The sequence below is a fragment of the Pseudomonas sp. FP215 genome, assembly GCF_030687795.1.
Lineage (GTDB): Bacteria > Pseudomonadota > Gammaproteobacteria > Pseudomonadales > Pseudomonadaceae > Aquipseudomonas > Aquipseudomonas salmasensis.
In genome coordinates, this window is the sequence record NZ_CP117447.1 from 5779659 (window position 1) to 5796651 (window position 16993).

Annotated in this window: 11 protein-coding genes and 2 pseudogenes; 9 read left to right on the forward strand and 4 right to left on the reverse strand. The window is 52.5% G+C overall.

The genetic code is table 11. From position 1 onward, the window contains the following. Positions 1-42: 42 nt before the first annotated feature. A pseudogene (gene hrpB / locus PSH76_RS26185) lies at positions 43-2187 on the reverse strand (ATP-dependent helicase HrpB); the annotation flags it as partial. Positions 2188-2346: 159 nt separating this feature from the next. Between hrpB and PSH76_RS26190 the strand changes: the two are divergent. The 4 genes from PSH76_RS26190 to PSH76_RS26205 are packed head-to-tail and all read left to right on the forward strand — an operon-like array spanning position 2347 to position 8644. Then, positions 2347-4509, forward strand: coding sequence for a hypothetical protein (locus PSH76_RS26190; protein ID WP_305493144.1), 2163 nt, complete (start codon positions 2347-2349; stop codon positions 4507-4509). Then, positions 4496-6616 carry a site-specific recombinase gene (locus PSH76_RS26195; protein ID WP_305493145.1) on the forward strand — a complete coding sequence of 707 codons (2121 nt, stop codon included), beginning with the start codon at positions 4496-4498 and terminating at the stop codon, positions 6614-6616. The genes PSH76_RS26190 and PSH76_RS26195 overlap by 14 nt, the downstream gene beginning before the upstream one ends. Then, positions 6603-7202, forward strand: a complete 600-nt coding sequence (locus PSH76_RS26200; RefSeq protein ID WP_305493146.1) for a hypothetical protein — start codon at positions 6603-6605, stop codon at positions 7200-7202. The genes PSH76_RS26195 and PSH76_RS26200 overlap by 14 nt, the downstream gene beginning before the upstream one ends. After that, a complete protein-coding gene (locus PSH76_RS26205) occupies positions 7199-8644 on the forward strand; it encodes a site-specific integrase (protein ID WP_305493147.1) in 1446 nt (481 codons plus the stop codon). The genes PSH76_RS26200 and PSH76_RS26205 overlap by 4 nt, the downstream gene beginning before the upstream one ends. A 185-nt stretch (positions 8645-8829) precedes the next feature. Here PSH76_RS26205 and PSH76_RS26210 read toward each other — a convergent pair whose 3' ends face one another. Together PSH76_RS26210 and PSH76_RS26215 are read right to left on the reverse strand one after the other, a co-directional pair. Beyond that, on the reverse strand, positions 8830-9372 hold the full coding sequence (locus tag PSH76_RS26210; RefSeq protein ID WP_305493148.1) for a hypothetical protein: 543 nt from the start codon (positions 9370-9372) through the stop codon (positions 8830-8832). Between the two features lie 92 nt (positions 9373-9464). Then, positions 9465-10425: pseudogene (locus tag PSH76_RS26215) on the reverse strand (ATP-dependent helicase C-terminal domain-containing protein); the annotation flags it as partial. A gap of 269 nt (positions 10426-10694) precedes the next feature. Here PSH76_RS26215 and PSH76_RS26220 point away from each other — a divergent pair. Continuing rightward, positions 10695-11525: a hypothetical protein gene (locus PSH76_RS26220; protein WP_305493149.1), complete on the forward strand. Its 831-nt coding sequence runs from the start codon at positions 10695-10697 to the stop codon at positions 11523-11525. A 623-nt stretch (positions 11526-12148) separates the two neighbouring features. Further along, positions 12149-12697: a hypothetical protein gene (locus PSH76_RS26225; RefSeq protein ID WP_305493150.1), complete on the forward strand. Its 549-nt coding sequence runs from the start codon at positions 12149-12151 to the stop codon at positions 12695-12697. A 367-nt stretch (positions 12698-13064) separates the two neighbouring features. Here the strand turns inward: PSH76_RS26225 and PSH76_RS26230 are convergent, their stop codons facing one another. Continuing rightward, the gene (locus PSH76_RS26230) at positions 13065-13256 is read right to left on the reverse strand and encodes a hypothetical protein (protein WP_305493151.1); all 192 of its coding nucleotides are present in this window, start codon (positions 13254-13256) and stop codon (positions 13065-13067) included. Between the two features lie 351 nt (positions 13257-13607). Between PSH76_RS26230 and PSH76_RS26235 the strand changes: the two genes are divergently transcribed. Genes PSH76_RS26235 through PSH76_RS26245 form a run of 3 tightly spaced genes read left to right on the forward strand, consistent with a single transcriptional unit; the run spans position 13608 to position 16846 of the window. Continuing rightward, positions 13608-14750 (forward strand): DUF262 domain-containing protein, encoded by a 1143-nt coding sequence (locus PSH76_RS26235; RefSeq protein WP_305493152.1) that lies wholly within the window; start codon positions 13608-13610, stop codon positions 14748-14750. Further along, entirely contained in the window at positions 14747-15871 is a 1125-nt protein-coding gene (locus PSH76_RS26240) for a DUF3696 domain-containing protein (RefSeq protein WP_305493153.1), read from the forward strand. Before PSH76_RS26235 ends, PSH76_RS26240 begins: the two co-directional genes overlap by 4 nt. 15 nt (positions 15872-15886) lie before the next feature. Further along, the gene (locus tag PSH76_RS26245) at positions 15887-16846 is read left to right on the forward strand and encodes a hypothetical protein (RefSeq protein WP_305493154.1); all 960 of its coding nucleotides are present in this window, start codon (positions 15887-15889) and stop codon (positions 16844-16846) included. The last annotated feature ends 147 nt before the right edge of the window (positions 16847-16993 follow it).

Sequence of the window (16993 nt, forward strand, 5' to 3'; positions counted from 1 at the left end):
ATAACCCCCAGTCATCAAAAAAGACTGGGGAGTTACTTATACTCAAGGTTTTCTGGGCTTGATCCTGGCCGTCGCTTCGGCCACCAACGGGTCATCCGGCCAGTAATGCTTGGGGTATCGCCCCTTGAGATCCTTCTTCACCTCGGCATAGGTACTGCGCCAGAAGTTCGCCAGGTCCTGCGTGACCTGCACCGGCCGGCGCGCCGGGGACAGCAAGTGCAACTTCACGGCCAGGCGCCCGCCGGCAATGCGCGGGGTGTCTGCCAGCCCGAACAATTCCTGCAAGCGCACCGCCAGGATCGGCGGCTGCTCGCTGTAGTCCAGGCGTACCGATGACCCCGACGGCACTTTCACATGCTGCGGCGCCAGCTCTTCCAGGCGTTGGGGCAAGGGCCAGGGCAGCAGGTTGTGCAGGTAGCTGGAGATATCCAGGTTGGCGAAATGGCTGAGGCGCGAGACCTTGCCCAGGTAAGGCATCAGCCAGTGTTCGAGGCTGGCGAGCAGGGCCTTGTCGCTGAGGTCGGGCCACTCGCTGGTGTTGCCGGCATCCAGTTGGCGCAGCAGCATCACACGGGCTTGCCACTGACGCAGTTCCGGGGTCCAGGGCAGCAACTCCAAGCCTTTGCGGCGCACCAGGTTGACCAGCGCCTGGCTGCGAGCGGATTCGTCGAGGCCGGTCAGGGGTTCGCGGCTGAGTACCAACTCGCCGACTTTACGCTGGCGCTCGGCGCGCAAGACGCCTTCGCGCTCGTCCCAGTCGAGTTGGTCGACGTTGCGCACTTGCTCGGCCAGCACCGTGTCGAACAGCGCCGGGTCAAAATCCGCCGCCAGGTAGATGCGCTCTTCGCGCTGGCCCTGGCGGCTGCCCAGGTCGGCGATCACCAGCCAGGGTTGTTTCATCAGGCTGTCGGCTTCGGCAAACAGCGCCGCTCGGCCATTGGCCAGGCGGTATTCAGCGCCACCGGGGCGGCGTTGCTGGGCCACGCGGTCCGGGTAGGCCAGCGCCAGCAAGGCGCCGAGCCAGCGCGGGTGGTCGGGGTTGTCCACCGGCTGCGTCGCCTTGCCGCGCAGGTAGCCCCGGTATTGCCGGGCCAGTTGCTTGGCGCGCTGCACGCCCCCCTGGGTGCCGCGCGCACGTTCTTCACCGGACATCAGCGCCAGGCGGCTGTGCAAATCGGCACCGCCGCCGCGCAAGATGTCGCGTTCGCCCAACAGGGCTGCCACGTCACAGGCGGTGGCGGCGAGGCCCAGGTCCTGGCCACGCAATAACAGATGGGCGATACGCGGGTGAGCCGGCAACTCGGCCATCTTCTGGCCATGGGCGGTGAGGTTTTCTTCGTCCAATGCACCGAGGCGCTGCAACAGGTCCTGAGCCTGGGCATACGCGGCCGTGGGTGGTACGTCCAGCCACACCAATTGGTTGGGCGTCACACCCCAACGGGCCAGTTGCAAGGCCAGCCCGGCCAGGTCAGCGGCGAGGATTTCCGCGCTGCCATAAGCGGCCAGACCGTCGTGCTGGTCTTCGGACCACAACCGGTAACACACCCCCGGCTCCAATCGCCCTGCCCGGCCGGCGCGCTGGGTGGCGCTGGCGCGGGAGATGCGCTGGGTGTCGAGGCGGGTCATGCCGCTGCCGGGGTCGAAACGCGGCACCCGCGCCAGCCCGGCGTCGATCACCACGCGCACGCCGTTGATGGTCAGGCTGGTCTCGGCGATGTTGGTGGCCAGCACCACTTTGCGCTTGCCGGCCGGCGCCGGGTCGATGGCGGCGCGCTGGGCATTGAGGTCCAGCTCGCCATGCAGCGGGCACAACAGCACGTCAGGGCGATCACCCAGAGCGTCGGCCAGTTGCTGGTTGACCCGGCGAATCTCCGCCTGCCCCGGCAAAAACACCAGCACGCTGCCGGTCTCGTCATGCAGGGCTTCGAGGACGGTCTGCACCACGCGCGGCTCGATAAACTCGCCGGTCTGGTAGGGTCGACCCCAGCGCATCTGCACCGGGAACATGCGCCCTTCACTGCGCAGGATCGGCGCATCATCCAGCAAGCCGGCCAGGCGTTCGCCTTCAAGGGTGGCGGACATCAGCAGGATTTTCAGCGGCTGCTCGTCGCGGAACAACTCGCGGCCGTTGAGGCTCAAGGCCAGCGCCAAGTCAGCATCGAGGCTGCGCTCGACAATTTCCCCATAATGTATTTTCTTGTCAACCTGCCAAAGCCATCTAATATGGGCGTAAGACAGAACTATTGGTTAACAATTTCAATGACAGTCATCAAATACTCAAGATCATTACCCAATTACCCTCTCCAGTGGGTATCGGCGGAAGCTGAAGAAATAATTGGAGCGCAGATGGTCGATGCAGACGCTTCGGACAGCCAAGCTCTACGCCTGATCGAGTGCGTCGCCCACGTGTCGGAGACACCACTGGGTGCGACCTGCCTGACTGATGGCTCCATTGAAAAGGTGGTTGGATTGCTCGTGGCGGCCCTTAAAGATGGCAGCCTCGTAGAGTTAGGCGCGCAGATACGCCGCAGGTACATCAAAAAATTCACATCGCTACTCGTTCCGGATCCGAGCAATGACAGCTCATTCGACTCGGAGCACCTCTCAGGCGGGGCTGCAGAAAATTGGGGGCGGATGCTCGCGGCCTGTGCGAAAGAAACCCTGCAGTACTGGGGCGGCTGGCCGTTGTTTAGCCGGAAGCGTCACACCAAGTACTTGAATATCCAGCAGGTCTGGATTTCCCATGGCAGCGCCTTCGCCGAGCAAGTCTACGGAGCCCTGCACAGCTACTACCTGAAACAGGCAAGGCCCGCCATCGCGGTTCACAACCGAGTCCTCAATCACATCGCCCTGAACCAAGACAAATGGCCAGTAGATGCGTTTCAAGACCCCGACAGGGTGAGCGAGCTTTTCACGGACGTGATGAACGACTCGTTCCTGGACATGTATGACCGTGAGCGTGATACCGACGCGTATGCCCGCATCTGGAACACCAGCATGTTGTGCTTTGAACAGTCGCTAATCGCCCGAGACATCTGGGCGGCCCCCTACGATGGCTTACCCAGAGCCCCGGTGAACGGAAGCGACACTCGCCATTGGCACCGCGTAGGCAAAGACGGCGGCGAGTTCATTGGCAAAACGATCACTCGTGTTCCCGTCGAGGTCACCGATGAGCAAGCCATGAAAATGTTGTTCGAGGACGTCCAGTGTGACCTGAAAACCGTGCTGGACTGGGCGCAAGACAGGGCCCATAACCTAAGAGAGCGTGCTGTGCTTCGTAGGTATATCGGGACAAGGTCAGACACCAATACGGTGCTGGCCGATCACAGCCCTGGATACATCTCAGAGTGCCGGACATTTGAAACCGACGGTTTCATTAGCAACACTAATTACATCAATTCCACATATGGCAAGTTTCTTAAGGCAGAGCTGGCCTGCAACTTTGGCCTTCCCATCAGCCATAGCCTCTTCCCCTTTCAGTTGCTACTTGTTAATCAGCAACCTGCAATAACACCGACTTTTCTTTATGACCTGCGATTGTTCAAACCGAACGGAGACCCGTACGGTTTCAGGCGTATTGAAGGCGTATATTATTTAACTGGGCGAAAAGATCGTCTAGGGCCTGAGAAGGCCGAACAAACCCTAGAATTAACTACAGCGGCTGCCAAACTTGTCATGCAGGTGATCCAGATCACTCAGCCGCTACGTGACCGGCTCAAAAAAGATGGCAATGACGCTTGGCGATATTTGTTGCTCACCTGCGGCACGGCCATGGAGTACCCAAAAAAATCATCCCCCACCCAACTCAACAAGCTGACCCTTGCAACATCTACCGGGCAAAAATTCCTCTCGCAATTGTCATATTTTACTGCCAAACGGGGCGAGGAGCTTTTCAATTTCTTGTGCAGGGTTAGCTTAGCCAGTGTACGAGCCACAGTTGGCTTAAACGTCTACATCGAAACAGGCAGTATTTCAAAAATGGCGAAAGCCCTTGGCCACACATCTCGTACTGTGACGCTGGGCCATTATCTTCCAAAGGCGATTCTAGACTTTTTTGAAGTCCGGTGGGTGCGCATATTCCAACGAAACATGGTATGCCTGGCAATGGAGGATAGCCCGTACCTCTTCCAGGCCAGCCATTTTAAAAATATGGAAGAACTCGACACATTCTTGAAGAATCACGCGCTGAGCGAAATCCCTTATCACATGAAAGATCCCGAAAGGAATGAGTCCTCGACGACAATCCCCAATACCGTTTACGTTCATGTCAGCGTCGGCGCTCTCACTATCCTGTTGTCCCTCGAAAAGGCTGTTGAACGAGCAAGGAAAGATGCCGTTACAGCGTTACATTTCATCAGTGGCTACGCTGCGTACTGGACTCGGTTCTGCAAAGCGCTTGTGAATGACATTAACAAAAGTCACGACCGAGTGTTAAAGGGTTACTTGGAGACTGCACGCACGCATGCAAACGCTGACTTAGCTGAAGAGTTTATTTATGAAGCCGCATAGGGAAATCCCGGAGAAGCTCTCATTCCTGAAGACGTTGAAGAAGTCCTCCTCCGAAGGCTACAGAAAAGCCCCCTGGCTGCTGAATGATTTCAGTCAAAACATTTGGCATGTGAGTTTTGAATACAAGGAACCTAAACACCTTAACTGGTGCGTGGAGTTATATGATGGATCAGTGCTAACTGAGCCGAAAAATGAGCGACTTCTGACTAGCTTCAAGTACTTCGTGGTTATCGCCACGAGTAATCATGGCAATTATGACGCACACACCAATGGCCTTAAAACCCAAGTGCGCAGCTACGGCATCGCTCTGAAAATAATCGATCATCTTCTGCTCAACGCCGAGGCCTATGGCCTGTTAAAGACAGGCCTGGCTGGGCTCAGTGACCAGAATCTCAAGGGATTGCTGAATCAGTTTGCTCAGAGTAGCTCGTCTGTAGAATCGGTATACGAGTGGCCTGAACGTCTCGCCTCATTTTTAGTGAAACTTCGCTCGGATACCTCCGATAGCGCGATCAACCAACTGCTCGCATCCTTCCCTCACCTTTCGATGGTTACCGAGCAGCAAATTGAACTGAGCCCCCTTCCAATTCCGATGGATGAAGTACCTGCAATCCGGGCCAGTTTAATTCTCAATGGTTATGCAACTAGTTGGCCACCAGAGGCGAAAGCCTCGTTCGTCAACATGCCAAAAATCAGCCATCACATTTTATCATCAACTGTGAAAGCAAAGGATGTTCGAAAACCTATTTATCCGATTTTAGATATAGATAACGATGACTTCTACCGTACAGAATACGAGGCAATGCGGGTATCCACGACCGAAGGCAGCAAAATGACCGACAGTATTTTCTTGGCGTATCGGAAAGTGCTGTACTCCATGGGTACACTTCACAAGCTCGGAGCCGATGCACCGTCACCTAAAAGCTTACAAGCAGTCCAGAAGTTCGTTGCTCACGATAGCAAGGTTGGAGGGTCTTTTCGAACAGCCCCTTCAGAGGTGGTGCTAAGCAGCGTAAAAAAAGCCATCGAATTCCATTATAAATATGGCAGTGACATTGTCTTGTTGATGAGCAGACTGCTTAAAAAATGCCAATCGGAAAACGTGACTCTCAACAAGATCACAGACAAAGACGTCATGAGCCTCTGCCCCGAGTCACTTATGGCACTGGGGGTAAAAAAGCTGGGTATCACCGCGCTAAACGTAGGCTCACCCTATGGCCCCGTCTCGGCCAACCGAAAGGGGAGTCGAACAAACTATTACAAGAAGCTCAGGGCGAATGTTGGCTTCCTGGAGCTATTCGGCGTCTACGTTGGCTGCGTACAAATCGTCACTGGGGCAATGACCGCCCGGCGGCTTGGGGAGTTGACCGATCTCCCAGCCAAAGGGAGCTTGGACAAAAGTCGGCAATGGTTGAAGTTTTGGCTGCGCAAAAGCAGTCGAGGAATGATGGGACGGCGCAAAAGCATCATGCGCCCCATTGAGCCTGTGGCTGCGGAGATGATTGGCAATCTCGAAGCGTATCATCAGACGCTTCTTGAGACTGGTTTCACCGATGAAGACCTGCCGCTGTTTTCGTCTCCCACGTTGACTGCAAAGGGCACGATCAGCTCCGGAGTGTCCGTCTACTTGAGAAACCTTGATCTGTTCTGCGACTACTTTGAGACGGCCCTTTGTGACGGCAAACGCTACTACCTGCGTCAACACCAGCTCCGTCGGTTCTTCGCCATGTTGTTCTTTCACTGCGCCCAAGATGGCGATGAGTCGACAATCCGATGGATGCTGGGGCACGTTGACCTAGAGCACCTGTGGCACTATATCAACGAAAATATTGATGGCACGATTCTGGCCGGCGCCAAGGCGCAACACCTCGCACAACAGATCTATACAAAAGGCGAAGAGGGTTACACAGACCTCATGGATCTGATCAATGAAACCTACGGCACGCAGAACTATGTCAAAGGTGATGCGGCGAAGCTAGAAGAGCGCATCGAGCAGTTGGTGAACAACGGTTTGGTCGATGCTGTACCTGAGTTCATTTTGCAACCAGGTGGCACCAAATTGAGAATTGTGACTACAGTCCGGAGAAATATTCATGAACAGGACTGAGAAATACAGGGCCGAGGGCCAGGCCGCAATCAATTCACTCAGGGAATTCTTGTATTACGTTATTTCCAATCCTGGCGAATTCAACGCCCGTGCAGACCTTGTTAAGGCCCTCGGGAGCCAAGCGGGCATGGTGTCGCTCGACGACCAGGTCGACACAAAAAAGGGATCGATCAAGCTCGTTCCAATGTCACTCAACACCGCTAAAAAACATGCATCGACTTGTTTGCCTCAGGGCTTCGAAACGCTTGAAAAACTTCGAGCTGAAGCCCTTTCAACACTTTCAGCCTTGGCTGCCGCGCCTGCAAAGAAATTGACAAAAGAGGGGTTGAAGAGACAAAAGACAACCCTTGAGGATGAAGTTGAATCGCTGATAAATTCAAACTTTGTTCTTTTGCAGTGCCTCTCAATAGCCATGGGTGCTCTAGAATCCGTTCGAACAGAACGGGATGGGCAACAACGAGAAAAGATAATTTTTGATACGAGTGCAACATTGAAAGCAGCACTCAGCATAAACAAGCCTCCTTTTAACTCCCCCGTATCAGACACTAACGTGACCCCGATCGGTAAAGGGCGGGCAAAGAAGTGAGCGCAGACTCGATTAAGACTCGAAGAGTTGTTAAAAAAGTTACGCTCTTCAGCCATTACTCCCTGAACCGTCTTGCCGTAAAGGAAGCTGATAATCTCACATTTCTCTACTGGCCCAACGGTAAGCCCTGCCACCTCGCTAATCTATACATGATTTCGCTACGAAATCGCGTCAGCATGGGCCGCAGAAGTGGACTGGCGCGTCGAGGTAAAGGAGGCGGTACGATAGGTGGATATGCACACAAAATAAATAAATTACTGAAATTTGCTTTTGATCTAGGAACAGATCTGACTGATTTGAATGACGGACTGTTTAGCGACTTCATAGAAGATCTTAGATTAGAAAAAAGCAAAAGATACACCACTGAACTGGCAAGGAACGAAAATACTCTTCACGACATAGGCAGCGCGTGCCTTTATTTTCTTGAATTTATAGGCTCCCTATTTGAAAATGACAGATTCGTCGCAAAAAATGGGATTATCAAAGCCTACCAAGAAAAGGTCAAAAATCCCGCAGGATACGACACATTTGTCTGGAGACATCATTCTTTCAGTTCTGGCGAGGCCGGTGAGAAACGTAAACCTATAGATCAGCGCACAGTAAAAGATTTACGTGAAACAGCAAACAAACTTCCAACATCCGATCATATTGCCGCGCGCACGCAACTTATAATATCGATGCTTGAGAACCTCGGGTGCCGTAGAACTGAATTAGCGGAAGTATTAGTAGAAAGCGTTCTAGAGGCCATGGCAATGAAATTTCCCAGCCTGAATATGATCACACTCAAGCGAGGCAGGCCACATGTCAGAACAGTGCCCGTCACTCGCATGCTCTTGAATGAAGTACACAACTATATTGTTCTGTATAGGATAGACGTCATTGACAGGTGCCTAAAAGGAAAAGATCACGGCTTTCTTCTGGTTGCCGAGACCACCGGACAGGCCTACAGCCCGGATAGCATCACCAATGAAATCCGTTTACTTCGGAAAAAGGCCAATATAAGCGAGCCGGCCACTGCTCACCTGTTCAGACACGCCTTCATTACAAATCTATTTGTTCTAATGATCGAGAGACATCGTTTCAAAGATGAGGGCAGTTTCAAGAACCAATTCATAAGCGACACGTTCTTCAAACATCAAATCCTTCAATTGACGGGGCAAAAGACTCTCGCGGCATTAGACACCTACATCAATATAGCCTTCGCACGCGTCAATAACTACACAGCTTCCGTATCTGCTGCTGATCTGTTGAGAATCCATAGACAATTCGATGATTATTTTGATCGTCTGCTTTCAGACTACACCGATGGCCGAATGTCCAAAGAAAAGTTCTACAGCGCATTGGCCAAGCTCAGATCCGCACGCGACTCCGACTACGAGGGTGCCGAAGAACTGGAGACCAGGTTCAGAGATGGCACCTCCGGCACGCTATTCCCAGAGTAGTAGCGTGACCCACCCTCCCCCATTGAACTCATGCCGTCACCCAGTCTAAAAACATCAGAGGGCCTTTCTAAGGTCAAAAGCTGCCTGAACAGAACCCTCTGCGGCGACCTGAACAGCGTGGGAAATATCCTCGGAACGTGGTCATACCAGCACGGCTTTCAGCAAGCCAAAAACGTCCGTTTATCCTAACGTTCGGCCACTTTGTCCCGAATGGCCACATAAGCCTCGACAACCCGGTCGAATCGCCCTTGCATGATGGCCGCCTGCTGCTGCGCGCCGTGGATCAGGAGCGCCCTAGCATGGGCAGCGTCCGCCTCGGTGTTATGTCTAGCAGCGTGATAGCCTAGCTGGGACGAAAAATGATGAAACTCGTGAGTTACTGTGTGGCTGCCTGACACCAACTGTATAACCGCTTCATCAAACGGATCAATCGCCTGCAGTGGCACCTCTGCGATGGACTTCCTCAGCAACACCCTCTCGGAGTACAGCAAGTCACGTCGCTCCATGACAAACTCGACCATGTCCTTAAACGGCACGCCCTTTTTCAAGTCACGCTCAACGACATTGTAGAAGTCTTGGTAATCGTTGTAGACCAGCTTCGCAGCATTGAAGGTGGGAAGGATGTAATGCTCATATGAGACGGCCCTGTGCCGTTTCCTCTCGTTGAGCAGAGCGATAAATGCATCAATCAGCATTTTAAATAGATCAAGTGCCATATTGCCTTCCATGGTTTTAGTCTTGTATGAGCGATCACAAGACTGGTCGTCGAATTACGTAATGAGCAAAACAACATACCAACAAAATCGCATACCGAGAAAGTTTACGTCCCGCGAGGCTTCGCCCGCGCCGTCGCCTCTGCCACCAGGGGATTTTCGACCCAATAGTGCTTCGGGTACCTGCCTTTCAGGTCTTTCTTGACCTCTGCATGAGTCGTGCTCAAGAAGCTCGCCAGATCCTGAGTAATCTGTACCGGGCGCCTGGCAGGCGAGAGCAAATGCAGCTTGAGCACTTGGCGTCCATTTGCAATCCGAGGCGTCTCGGACAACCCAAAAAGCTCCTGCAACCGTACTGCGAGGACAGGCGAATGCTCGTTGTAGTCGATCCGGATATTGGAGCCAGAGGGCACCTAAAGCGTCTGGGGCGCCAAAGCGTCCAGCTGTTTAGGCAACGGCCATGGCAGTAAAGCATTCAATGCAGCACACAGATCCACCCGCGCGAAATGGCTCATTGCCGCAGCTCAGGCGCCCAGGCGAGGAGCTCAAGCCCCTTTCGGCGTACATAGTTTACCAACGCAAAACTGCGAGCCTCATCAGAGAGGTCGGTCGGGGGGGGGGGGTAGTGGAAAGAACCAATTCACCAATACGCCGCGTCCGTTCCGCTCGAAGTACGCCCTCGCGCTCATCCCAGTCCAGCTCATCAACCTGGCTGACCTGATCTGCCAGAACATTCTCGAACAGACTTGGGTCGAGGTCAGCTGCCAGATAGATGCGCTCCTCGCGCTGTCCCTGACGGCTCCCAAGATCTGCCACAACCAGCCAACCATGCTTCATAAGGGCGTCATCATCAGCGAACATTGCTACCCGTCCATTGCTCAGGCGGTATTGGGCCCCGCCCGGATGCCGTTGTTGAGCGATACGATCGGGGTATGCAAGCGTGAGCAGGCATCCAATCCATGCCCCCTCCGGGGGACGGCTCTCGTGTACCAAATCCCGGCTGCGCCTGGTTTTGGCCCTGCGGGCTTCCATCCTCAAGCCTCTGGCCCATCCTGAGCCGGCGCGCTCCGCTTGAGGTCGTGCCTGATACCCGAGCCCCCCAAAGACACTTCCCGCGAAACCAACCTGGCGATGCCCTTCCCGCAGGCTCTTGCGAACCCGATTTACCTGACCTATGATCGAGATAGGCGGTGATGGTCGCCTGGCGCCTGTTTCGCGAAGCAATAGCCCATCGTAGATACACCCCCTCGTTTTACATCGGCATGTCCCTAACTAGGCGCTCCCCGGTGAACAGGCAATCGGTAACCAAAGCGTCGAATGGTTTTGGAGACTTTGCTATGTCCGATTTTTCCCCTCTCAGCATCATTAAATCGCAAGCCAAGCAGCATGCTCGCCAACACGACATGAAGCTTTCTGCTGCCCAAGAAACGCTTGCGCGTCAGGCAGGGTTCGAGGAGTACCACGAGCTCGTTGCCGTCGCCCAGCGAAACCCCACGGATCCTCGTTTGATGCTCGCCGCCTTTGGCGTGCGTGACTTCAAGGACGCGATCCACGAGGACGATGTGTTCTCCGAGCTGGATCAAGAGCTGGAGCACCTGCTTTCCGGCGCCATGACCGAGACCAACGCCGGTGAGTTTACTATCGGTGAATACGAGGTAGAGTCTGCCGCGTATGAAGTTGCTACTGGGGTGCTCAAGCTGGGTCTGTCCATCACCTACGAAGGCCAGCAGGATCCTGACCGGGTGTACTACGGCAGGGCTTTCTTCCTCAAGGCGTATGTTGATCTGATTCGCCGCGACGGCAACTGGTCGCTCGGTGAGGACGGTGTTTCCATCACCAGTAGCGAAACGGACGCAGACCGTGATCGCAGGACTGAATGGGAGTATATGGCGCACCAACAAGCCGCTGAAAGCGAGGAGAACCGTCCCCGCAGTAGCATGTCGCAAGCTCTGGCCAGTGAGCTGAAGATATCCCTGGAGCATGCGAAGCTCCTGGCAGACGCGGAAGTAACGGCGAACACCTCGGATGACGGAATGATTTACAGCTATTGGGTGGACGTTGAGCCGTATGCCGAGGGAGCTCTGCGGGCTGACCTGCTGGCCCGGTTCGGCACCCTGGAGTTCGAGCTGGACGTCAATTTCTTCGACGACATCCATCCTGACATGTAACTGAACTGGGGGTGGCTGGCTTCGGATGCTGGCCACCTTCAACTCCGTCCTCACGTTCTGCGATAGGGATGACTTCAGCATGCAGCTGATCAGTGCGACCCCGGCAATGCGGCGTTTCTGTAGGCATATGAAGCTCCTGCAGGAGCTGCCTGAAGCCCCGACTCAACTTCGCCCAGAGTCGTCCTCTTAACTGTCACCGTTTCCCGCCACGTCGACGTTGGACGAGACCAATCAAATCCGCAAAAAATCCGAAAAATTCGAACCGATACCCCGCTGCAAGCCAAGCATGGTAGAAGTTTCAGGGCTTATTTGACTCTGAGAAACTGATGTTCAAGCTTGCATCATCGATCAGTGAAGCGGCTAACGGCTCTCACCTACGGGGGCAGCTGTTATGAACCGCACCCCGGCTTCGCCAGGTTCCGGCCCTGCGGGCTTCCATCTGCTCGCCTCTGGCCCAGATTGGGCCGGCGCGCTCCGCTTGCAGTTTTGCCCACAAACGCTAATCACTGATCGCTCCGTTGAGTCACCGCCTGCTGCTCATTAGTTACGTCCATTTCCTGCGCATCAGCCGCTGAGCTACCATCGAGATACACCTGATCAGCCAGGTTCCGGGGAGGACACACATGCCGAACGTTTGGTCAAAGCTGCCAGAGATCATAGGCGCCTGGGTTGGCCTGGCAATCGGACTGTTCTTGATGCCCCTCTTCCTCCTCCCCGCCTTCCTGTTCGGCTGGATTATGTGTGACTGGGCTTCGCCGGCAGCCATCTATTCGTTCCTCTACGACAAGACCTTCATGACCATCGTCGGGGTAGCCTTGCTGCTGCTCCTGATTTGGACGGAGGGGTTTAAGGCATCGCTGGATGAGGCACCCTTCCTGGCTAACCTTAAGGCAACCGACACGGCTCCCGGCCGGCTCTGGAGGGTATTTCTCTACCGGAACAGCAAGCTCGCTCAGGCGTATAGGAACATCGACGACTTCGAGCAATACCTTTTGCAAGTTGACCCAGACCTCTACAGGCATCATACCCAGGCCCTGTCCTTCTTCCCCGCCTGGCTCGAGGAATATGTAGGTGGTCACACCCGGCGTGGACATGTTCGCTACACACAAAATGGGCCAGTGAATGTCAGGTCGCACTATGTCAGTGGCCACACCAGAGCGAGACGTCGCTGACGTGACGGATGAATGTGGAAAATTAGATGCAGCTGATCAGCGTCACCCGGGCAATGCGGCGTGTCTCGCAGGACAGCCACTCGTTCGTGATCACTAGAAACGGTAGATCGACTTGCAAGCTAGTGCCGCCTGGGTCTGATGCCAAAGAAAGCTAAGCTTCCGGCTATGCCTAGGCCTTTTCCTTCTTTCTATTTGGCGGCTCTTTGTCCTTGGCAGATTTGGCAACAATCTCCTTCGCCTTCTGAAATGGCCGTCACTGAGGCTGTGCAAGTGGGATAAGTCGCTGATGGGAGAAAGGCCAGTGAGCCGCGAGCAAAGTGCAAATTCTGCCATGCATCTTGGGGATCGGCCTGAGGTAGGTCGTCTGTTAATGACCTTTCTCAGCTGGCCCGCCGAGGGCGTGCAGTTGGTAGTCGGTGACCGCCTGGAAGCGATGCTCAGCCATCAACCGCAGGCGTTCCAGCTCCATCCCCTCGACGCCATCAGCCTGGGCTTGATGGTAAACCTTCAGGGCTTTAACAGCCTCGGTGTACAGGGGGTGGTCGGGCATGAGCATCATGCTTGGTTCCTTCTTCACGATTTCTCCCCCTCGTGTCCATCCAATACGATGCCATTCCATCAATGGGGCTATCAAGGCTCCGTGACCACGGTAAGGATAGTGGAGTAGACGCATTTTCAGGCTGATATGACACGACTTAAAAACAGCCCGCGCAGGCCAGCCCATCTGGGATCAAGCGAACATTGCTATAGGTGAAATGCACAGGATAGCCTGCCATCGGAACGGAAACGACAATATTCGCCTAAGAGCAAATTGATGCTGTTGAGCCATAATTTTTTAAGGCCGAGGCCTCAAGGGAGCACTGGTAATCATGCTAAAGTCAGCGATTGGCTTTGCCACTAGGATTAGGATATGAGTGAGCCGCCCCGCACCTCCAAGGTACAGGCTGACATTTCAGCTGATGCTGAAGGATTTGAACGTGAAGAGGAAAATACCACAAGTATTTCAGAGCCCTTCGACCCTTCAAAAATTCGAGTTCAGACTGAACGAAAAACTATTGATCTTATAATCAGACGATATGTCCATGGTGAGATTGATTTGGCGCCTGACTTTCAACGGAGAGCTAGGCTCTGGCCTCTATTTCGCCGTAGTCAGCTTATTGAATCATTGCTTCTAAAAATTCCACTCCCTGTTTTTTATGTTGCAGCTGATCAATCTGATCACTGGGCAGTGGTAGATGGACTTCAGCGCATCACTACAATTGTTGATTATATTCACGGCGATTTTGCTCTGAGCGGCCTAGAGTATCTTTCCAACCTAGAGAATTGCCTTTACTCTGACTTAGACAGAGCAATGAAGCGGCGAATCGAAGAAACAGAGCTTGTAGTAAACATCATTCAACCAGGTACGCCTGATGAAGTCATGATGAATATTTTTAAGAGAATCAACACAGGTGGTATTGCTTTAAACGGCCAAGAAATTCGTAACGCAATTCATAAAGGCCCTGCGCGTGAGTTTCTACGCAGGCTTTCCATATGCTCAGAGTTCCTACTCGCTACCAATGGTAGTGTCAACGATACTCGAATGGGAGCTCAGGAGCTTGCACTCCGATTCATCGCTTTTTTTAGAATGAATAGCCAAAGCAAGCCAAAAAATCTAGATGGGCTGTTGAATTCGACTATGAAGTTGATTAATTCAATTGACGACTTCGAAAGGTTCGAGTTAGAAGTTGACTTCAAGCGCGGCATGTCTTTGGCGCATGAAGTCTTTGGAACCGATGCATTCAGGAAGCCATCAGAAACAAAAAAAAACCCCATCAATAAAGCTTTGTTTGAGACCTGGGGTGTTAATCTGGCAGCGCTCCACGAGGCAGATATTGGCAGACTCTTGAAGAATAAGGATCTTCTCCTCGACAACTATTTTTCGCTCTACAGTGAAGACAAGTTTTTTGTCGACGCCATAACCACATCTACAGGTCACAATGCGAAAATAGTTAAGCGATTTATGGCGATCGCTAATGTCATTAAGTCCAGTCTGAACGGAAATCGGATATGATAAGCAATATCGAACTGCTAAACTTCAAGTGTTTCAAGAGGGCTTCGGTAAGCTTTGGCGATCTGACTATTCTAACCGGCTTGAATGGGATGGGAAAAAGCAGTGCCATTCAGGCACTTTTGATAGTGGCACAGTCACTATCAGACGATTCTAGTAAGGGCAGGCTGCTTACCAAAGGCAAGTATATTGACCTAGGCATGCCTTCCGATGTGCTTCATGATTACGCCAGTACAAATTCTATCGGTATCAGAATCTCTGGCGCGGGCTCAAGAGCTACTTTTAAGCTGCGCGCCCAAGCTCCAAACAAGAGTGTCTATTCTTACAGCAATATTTTTAGCGCGTTGCGTCTTGAGACTTTTAGCGAAGCTCTTTGTGAACCCTCATCTAATAGTGGTATCTCAAAGTTCCAGTATTTGCAGGCAGAAAGAAGCGGGCCTCGGAAATATTTGCCAGTAGGCGATGATCAAAGTGAAACCTTTGAGATTGGCTCTCAAGGTGAATATGTACTCCACTTGCTGGCTATACACGGGTCAACCCCTCTTGAGGCTGATGACCCGAGGGTAATATCTGGTGATGGTCTTCGACTTATAGATCAAGCTGAAGCATGGCTTAAACTGGTCAGCCCAGGGGTAAGTATAGAGTTAAAAACCTTGTACGAAGCCGATCTGATTCAAGCAGGTTTTTCTTTCAGCTCCCCTGGCTCGCTTCGTAGCAGGCCGTATCGGGCAACTAACGTAGGTTTCGGGATTAGCTACGTTTTACCAGTTATTGTAGCTTTGCTCGCAACCCCTGTAGGCGGACTTATTATTGTTGAAAACCCAGAGGCTCATTTGCACCCACAAGGTCAGACTTGCCTTGGTAAGTTATGTGCAAGGGCAGCAAAAGTCGGAATCCAGGTTGTAATCGAAACTCATTCTGATCATTTTATGGATGGAGTGAGGATATCGGTTAAAAACAAGATGCTTGCACCTTCGCAAGTTAAATTCCATTATTTCCACAGGTCGGCCACTCATACACATATTAAAACTCCAGAAATAGACGAAAAAGGTCGGCTAAGTGAATGGCCTGAAGGGTTTAATGACCAACACAGAAAGAATGCGGTTCAGCTCTTGAAGCCATAATCCAAGGAAGGGAAGATGCCTGATTTCGTATTTAACTATTCGTCTGCCACTCCTGAGTTCGAAGATTCTAAGGATGTACTTCCAGTTTTGGCCGAGATGCTTAAAGCAATGGCTAACCTAGAGGATGATTTCCCAGAGAAACCCGTTTTTAGGATGAGAGATAATCCATGGAAGATTGAAGTCGCTGCTGTGCCTGGTTCAAAGTTCACTTTGGGTGAGGCTGTAGAATTGCTTTTCCGTCACAACTATGAGTCGCAAGGTACTTATTTCTATAGTCTTGTTCTAATGTCGCCTTCTTGGGATGAGTTAGACGAAAGCGTCGTTGATACAATTGCTGAGCTCGGGGATATCAAGGAAGACCCACTGCTGCCTGGTACACATCTCTTAGCTATAGAAGCAGAGGAGGAGGGGCTGGTTTGTGGTGTTACTGGGTCTGTTTTGACAAGTCTTTTGCGCCGTCCTGTGCATCAAAGCTCCCAGGTCGGATTCATGTGCAATGGTGAGAGTTTTAAATTCCACCATGTGTCATCTGCGTTGACTGGTGCGGAAATAAGCAAGCGCATCAAGGATGACATTTTCACCCAGTTAACCTCTAAAACCTTCTCAGATCTAAAGGCTGAGCTGTTTCCCGATTTGCTTTTTGGCCAGGAAGTTGATGGACTTGTAAAAACTTTCCCAAGTAACTTCTTGAGCCTTTTGTTTTCGCGCCTCAAAGATCTTGACTCTGTATCTCGCTATTGGAATCGTAATGGAGCAATGCCAGAAAATTGTATGGAGTTTAAGCCAGAGTCAGATTTCACCATGAATAAGTATGGAGGGCAACGCAATAGGAAAGGGTATGATGGCGAGCAGCGAATTTTTGAATTGCATGTTTGGGTCGGGTGTGGAACGAGAATCCATCTTTTCAAACATGATGATCTTAGGAAAATCGAAATTGGCTACGTAGGGCCGCATCTTGATACTAAACTTCACTAGCCATGGAGTTACGAGAGTGGGCATCCGTTAAGCTTGAGCTTCGTGGTAGAGCTACAAGCCTGAAAGACCTCTAAGTTAAGGGGAAATAGGTAAACTTAATTTGCTGAGATCTCTCATCACGATCTGTCCCTTTCGCCATGGCTATCC